Origin of the sequence: Streptomyces morookaense (assembly GCF_013030945.1) — a bacterium.
GTDB classification, from domain to species: domain Bacteria; phylum Actinomycetota; class Actinomycetes; order Streptomycetales; family Streptomycetaceae; genus Streptomyces; species Streptomyces morookaensis.
This window is the reverse complement of record NZ_JABBXF010000164.1, coordinates 1-4,944: the sequence shown is the minus strand read 5'-3', so window position 1 is coordinate 4,944 and position 4,944 is coordinate 1. Positions and strand designations below refer to the sequence as shown.

At 57.3% G+C, this 4,944-nt stretch carries 7 protein-coding genes; all 7 read right to left on the bottom strand.

The features are described from left to right. Positions 1 to 344: 344 nt before the first annotated feature. A complete protein-coding gene (gene mok, locus HG542_RS36735; RefSeq protein ID WP_001309234.1) occupies positions 345 to 557 on the bottom strand; it encodes a plasmid maintenance protein Mok in 213 nt (70 codons plus the stop codon). A 221-nt stretch (positions 558 to 778) separates the two neighbouring features. Continuing rightward, complete coding sequence (locus HG542_RS36730; RefSeq protein ID WP_001276217.1) at positions 779 to 1,498, bottom strand: plasmid SOS inhibition protein A; 720 nt, start codon at positions 1,496 to 1,498, stop codon at positions 779 to 781. After that, complete coding sequence (gene psiB / locus HG542_RS36725) at positions 1,495 to 1,929, bottom strand: conjugation system SOS inhibitor PsiB (protein WP_000845953.1); 435 nt, start codon at positions 1,927 to 1,929, stop codon at positions 1,495 to 1,497. Before psiB ends, HG542_RS36730 begins: the two co-directional genes overlap by 4 nt. Positions 1,930 to 1,997: 68 nt before the next feature. Further along, the gene (locus HG542_RS36720) at positions 1,998 to 2,573 is read right to left on the bottom strand and encodes a hypothetical protein (RefSeq protein ID WP_000468046.1); all 576 of its coding nucleotides are present in this window, start codon (positions 2,571 to 2,573) and stop codon (positions 1,998 to 2,000) included. A gap of 26 nt (positions 2,574 to 2,599) precedes the next feature. After that, positions 2,600 to 4,021 (bottom strand): ParB/RepB/Spo0J family partition protein, encoded by a 1,422-nt coding sequence (locus HG542_RS36715; protein ID WP_000117321.1) that lies wholly within the window; start codon positions 4,019 to 4,021, stop codon positions 2,600 to 2,602. A gap of 60 nt (positions 4,022 to 4,081) precedes the next feature. Further along, complete coding sequence (locus HG542_RS36710) at positions 4,082 to 4,315, bottom strand: DUF905 family protein (RefSeq protein ID WP_000006003.1); 234 nt, start codon at positions 4,313 to 4,315, stop codon at positions 4,082 to 4,084. A gap of 57 nt (positions 4,316 to 4,372) precedes the next feature. After that, on the bottom strand, positions 4,373 to 4,944 hold a 572-nt coding region (locus HG542_RS36705; RefSeq protein WP_498063300.1), incomplete at its 5' end, for a single-stranded DNA-binding protein.

Sequence of the window (4,944 nt, the reverse complement as noted above, 5' to 3'; positions counted from 1 at the left end):
CAACAAAACAGACAATAATCAGGGCAGCAGTAATCAGAGTCAGAGCAGTAATCAGAGTCAGAGCAGGAGGAAAAAGAGAATAATCAAAGGGAAGGTGATGTGATTTCTGGTAAGTCATAAACAGAGAAGGCGGGGGAAAAGAACGGGCGCCGCAGGCGCACGTTCATCCCCGTTCCCGGAGGGAAACGGCCTTCCTGGCAGTCTGGTTGTTCATGCCCGTACAATGCCAGCAAGGAGAAAGGGGCCACCGGCGAACCAGCAGCCCCTTTATAAAGGCGCTTCAGTGCAGTCAGACCAGCATCAGCCCTGAAAAGGCGGGCCTGCGCCCGCCTCCAGGTTGCTACTTACCGGATTCGTAAGCCATGAAAGCCGCCACCTCCCTGTGTCCGTCTCTGTAACGAATCTCGCACAGCGATTTTCGTGTCAGATAAGTGAATATCAACAGTGTGAGACACACGATCAACACACACCAGACAAGGGAACTTCGTGGTAGTTTCATGGCCTTCTTCTCCTTGCGCAAAGCGCGGTAAGAGGCTATCCTGATGTGGACTAGACATAGGGATGCCTCGTGGTGGTTAATGAAAATTAACTTACTACGGGGCTATCTTCTTTCTGCCACACAACACGGTAACAAACCACCTTCACGTCATGAGGCAGAAAGCCTCAAGCGCCGGGCACATCATAGCCCATATACCTGCACGCTGACCACACTCACTTTTCCTGAAAATAACCCGCTCATTCAGGCTGTTTACGGGTAATCTGTGTGATTGTTGCCGCATCACGCCGCCTCCCGGAGTTTGTTCGGCACCATCCACCGCTCCATCTCACGGACAGCGTGACCGGCCTCTCTTGCTGCAAGACTGGCTTCCGCAATAACCTGCCAGAACGGCATATCCTGCCACTGCCAGCGTTCCATTCCGGCCAGTGACGGAAAACGCTCACCCCACTGCCAGAACAGGGTTTCCAGGTCATGCTCTGCCACCCGGTCACTCCAGCGTGCATGCCAGCTTCCGACTGTTTCCGGCGAATGGAATGCCAGTTCGATTTCAGCCTGAGCGACCAGCGCCTGGTACGCACGGGCTTTCTGCTCTGCCTCCCTCGCCTGCTGGCGGCTGTACTTTTGCATGACCAGTGCGGATTTGTGGCGACTGCGCTCCCTGACACGGAACCGCACCGACGGGAACAGCCGCTCTGCTGCATCGCCGGGAAGGGGAAGAAGGCAGACCTCGCCCTGAGTTTCAATCAGCACATCGACGGCATACAGCCACTGAGAACGGTTGCCGCGCAGTTCTTCTGCGGTCAGGGACGGCATGAAAAATCGCAGGTCAGACAGCGATATCCTGCGGCTTCCGTTCAGACAGCGGAAAAACGCCCCCGCATACGGATATTCCGCCAGCGTGTTTCCCTGGTGGCGGCGTTTTTCTGTCTCCGCCACCGCCCGCCATGCGGCCTGTTGCTCTGCGCTGAGGGGAACCAGTGCCTGTGAACGTGCGCTCATGCCTGACCTCCTTCCGCCATCAGGATATGGATGATGTCACTGACGCTGTACCCCTGCGCGTCCAGTGACGCCGCCAGTGCCAGTGAATGGCTGACGGCTTCCGGTGCAAACCGCCGCTGTACCTGAACCACCGCAAACGGCTCACCACCGGCATTCACCAGAACCAGCACCCAGACCTGAGAGACATCGCCCGGTGAACATAACGCCAGGTGAAAACGTTCGTGGGCAGGCGTGAAACGGACCTGGACGGGGAAAAAGCCGCCGAACTCGCTGCCATACTCGCCGTTCATCGTCCAGTTATCCGGCGCATCCAGCTCCCGCATCACGGCATGTGTGAGTTCACGACGTTCATCACTTCCGGCAGCCCGGATATCTTCATATTCCTGTGCGCTCATGGTCTGTAATACATTCAGGGTCAGTTCAGTTTTCATCACGGTATCTCCCTTGCTGCCGCCCCGTCTCCGGCAGGGCGGCGTGATAAATGGTTTATGACTGGCGGTCAGGCGGCTTCTGCCTGGTCGTCACGGTACTCCGTGGTTTCCGTCTCTGCCTGTGGACGTGGTGTACACATCCAGCCAGGCACCCAGCGGTTGTCTTTCATGTGGAACTCTGCATGTTCAGCGGCATCGCCTTTCTTCATTTTCTCCGCGTCCCGCGCAGCACCGGACAGTCCGGCATCATTCAGGGCATCGATAATCTGCGGCTTTTGCAGGTGTCCGAAGAAGTTTGCTTTCGTCGGCTGCCACCAGTCGCGCATGTGGAATCCGATAGCGCTCTCCAGCGAGTCCAGCGGACTGCGTGACGTGTGACCATGCTCGCGGGTCTGAACGCCGTGGATGCTGCACGCGGTGCAGAAACTGAGCAGGGATAACAGTACCTCCTGGCTGAGTGACAGGAATGTCGTCATATCCCGTGACCATCCCTCCGGTAACAGGGCTGCAAGACGGGCTTTTTCTGCCATCAGCGCCAGGAATGCGGCACCGTCCTTCCCCGATGGCGCATCGCTGGTCAGCGAATAATGTTTACATTCCAGGCTGATTTGTGCTGGTTTACTGTACGCTCCGCTGCCAAACACATTCAGGCAGAGCGCTGATGAATCCCCTAATGATTTTGGTAAAAATCATTAGGGGATTCATCAGGGCAGAGCGTCCATGCCAGCAGTGCCAGAGATTTGTCCGGTTGCTGCATCAGTGCTGCCTGGACTGCCAGCGTGCGTTCGGAAGACATTTTCGTCAGCAGTGGCAGACTGATTTCCTCCACGGGCGCTTTCTCCTGCACCTGTTCCGTGCGGTCAGCGTCGTCAGCCGCATCATCCTCGCTGCGCAACTGCACACCACGCTGGACACACACGTTGCCATAACGCCAGGACACCACCACACCGCTTCCGGCACGCATCTCCGGCGTCCACGCCCTGACCTTCGCCATGCAGCGCATCAGCTTCATTTCTGCTTCCAGCAGGTCAGATTCCTCACACTGGTTTTCCAGCGCGTCGTAACGCGTCATCAGTTCGTTCAGACGTTCTTCTTCCGCCTCCGTCAGCACCGCTTCCGGCTCCGGCAGACAGCGGTATGTTCCGGCATCCTCACGGCACTCACCGACAGGCTCCATGCGTCCGGCGCACCATCCCCAGCCTTCGGCTTCCCGAAGGTGTTCAGCAACAGCCTGGAGTTTTTCCAGCAGGGCGGCATCGAGCGCCACGCAGTCCACATAGCCACCCTCGTCGTCGCTGAACAGGTCAGTGCGCAGTTCATCTGGCGAGAAGGCATCAGCCCCCACGAAGCGGAATTTACTGTTCCCTGCCACCGCCACTTCACTTTCGGTCACCAGACGACGAATGGTCTGTACTTCCGGTTTACCGCCCCATCCCGACTGACAGGCGGCTTCAAACACCTGCACCTGACGCGCGGTGTCGTTCTCCAGCGCCAGCGCCTGACAGTGCTCGGTGGTGATGAGGTCTTCTGCCAGCGCATCGAGGATGACAGGCGCAAGGTCAGCCAGTTTCAGCATTCGCTGAACGTGGCGGGGTGAATAGCCCAGCAAATCACCGATTTGTGCAGGTGTTTTGCCTTCCTGCGCCATTGCACAGAATCCGGCAATCTGTTCGGCTGGGTGCATATCCCGACGATGACCGTTCTCGGTCATCGATGCGGCCGTCGCCAGTTCCTGCGAAATAATTTTCACGCGGACAGGCCAGTCAGCCGGAATGATGCCACGCTCTGCCAGCATGTTGAGTGCTGCCAGTCGGCGACCACCTGCGGCGACACCGTGGCGGTCACCTGGCAGGGCATGAACAACCAGATTCTGCAGCAGGCCGACCCCCTTAATGGAATCAGCCAGTTCGCTGACGGACTCCGCAGAATACGGCACCGTGCGCACATTCAGTGGTGACTTAATCAGCGAGGCCAGCGGCACGCTCACTTCCTCCGTCTGCGCCAGCAGGGCAGACAGGACAGTTTCCTGCGTTTTTGCAGGTTTACGGCTTGCTTTACGGGTAGATTTTGGTTCAGACTTTGTTACTGACATGACTATCCCCTTATTGTGTAGTTAATGTCTGCCGGACGTGATCCCCGTCCGGCACCTCTCTTACTTAAGGATCCCGAAATCACGGATGACATGGTTCATCCAGTACCCGGCACCGTCCTCAAAATTCCAGGTACGCCAGACCATTGTTCCGTTATTACGGACAACCAGGCGAAACTGTTCGCCGTGGTCATCCTCGATAAAGACGTTCCGGTACTGTGCGGCAACGGCTTCGGCCTGTTTGCGGGTAAAAGGACCGTCAGGCAGTCCCTGAAGTATTCTGAAATATTCGCTCATCCTCATATCTCCGGTGATGCCCCGCGCAGGACGGGGCGGTTATCACAGTCAGGCCAGTCAGAACGGGATATCGTCTGAAAACCCGTAATCCTCCCCCTCCGGTGGTTGCGGCTGAGGCTCCGGCTGCGCAGCCTTACGTCCACGGCCTTTCGTTTTCGCGCTCCCTTTTTTCGTCGCGTCAGCACTCTGTGACTGACCATTCTGCTGAGGCTGCGGTTGCACCTGAGCGTTCTGCTGTGGTGCACTCCCCAGCATCTGCATGGTGCCCGTGGTTTTAACAAGGATTTCGGTGACGTAACGGGTAATACCGTTATCTTCCCAGCTACGGGTGCGAAGCTGGCCTTCAATGTAGACCTGCGCCCCCTTACGCAGATATTCACCTGCCACTTCCGCGAGCTTGCCGAACAGCACCACGCGGTGCCATTCCGTCTGCTCCTTCATTTCCCCCGTCTGTTTGTCGCGCCAGGTTTCTGACGTGGCCACCTGCAGGTTTGCCACTGCGCCCCCGTTGGGGATGTAACGGACTTCCGGATCTTTTCCCAGACGACCGACAAGAATGACCTTGTTAATGCCACGAACTGCCATGATGTGTCTCCTTCTGTTGATGTTTTCAGCCCCCATCATCTGTT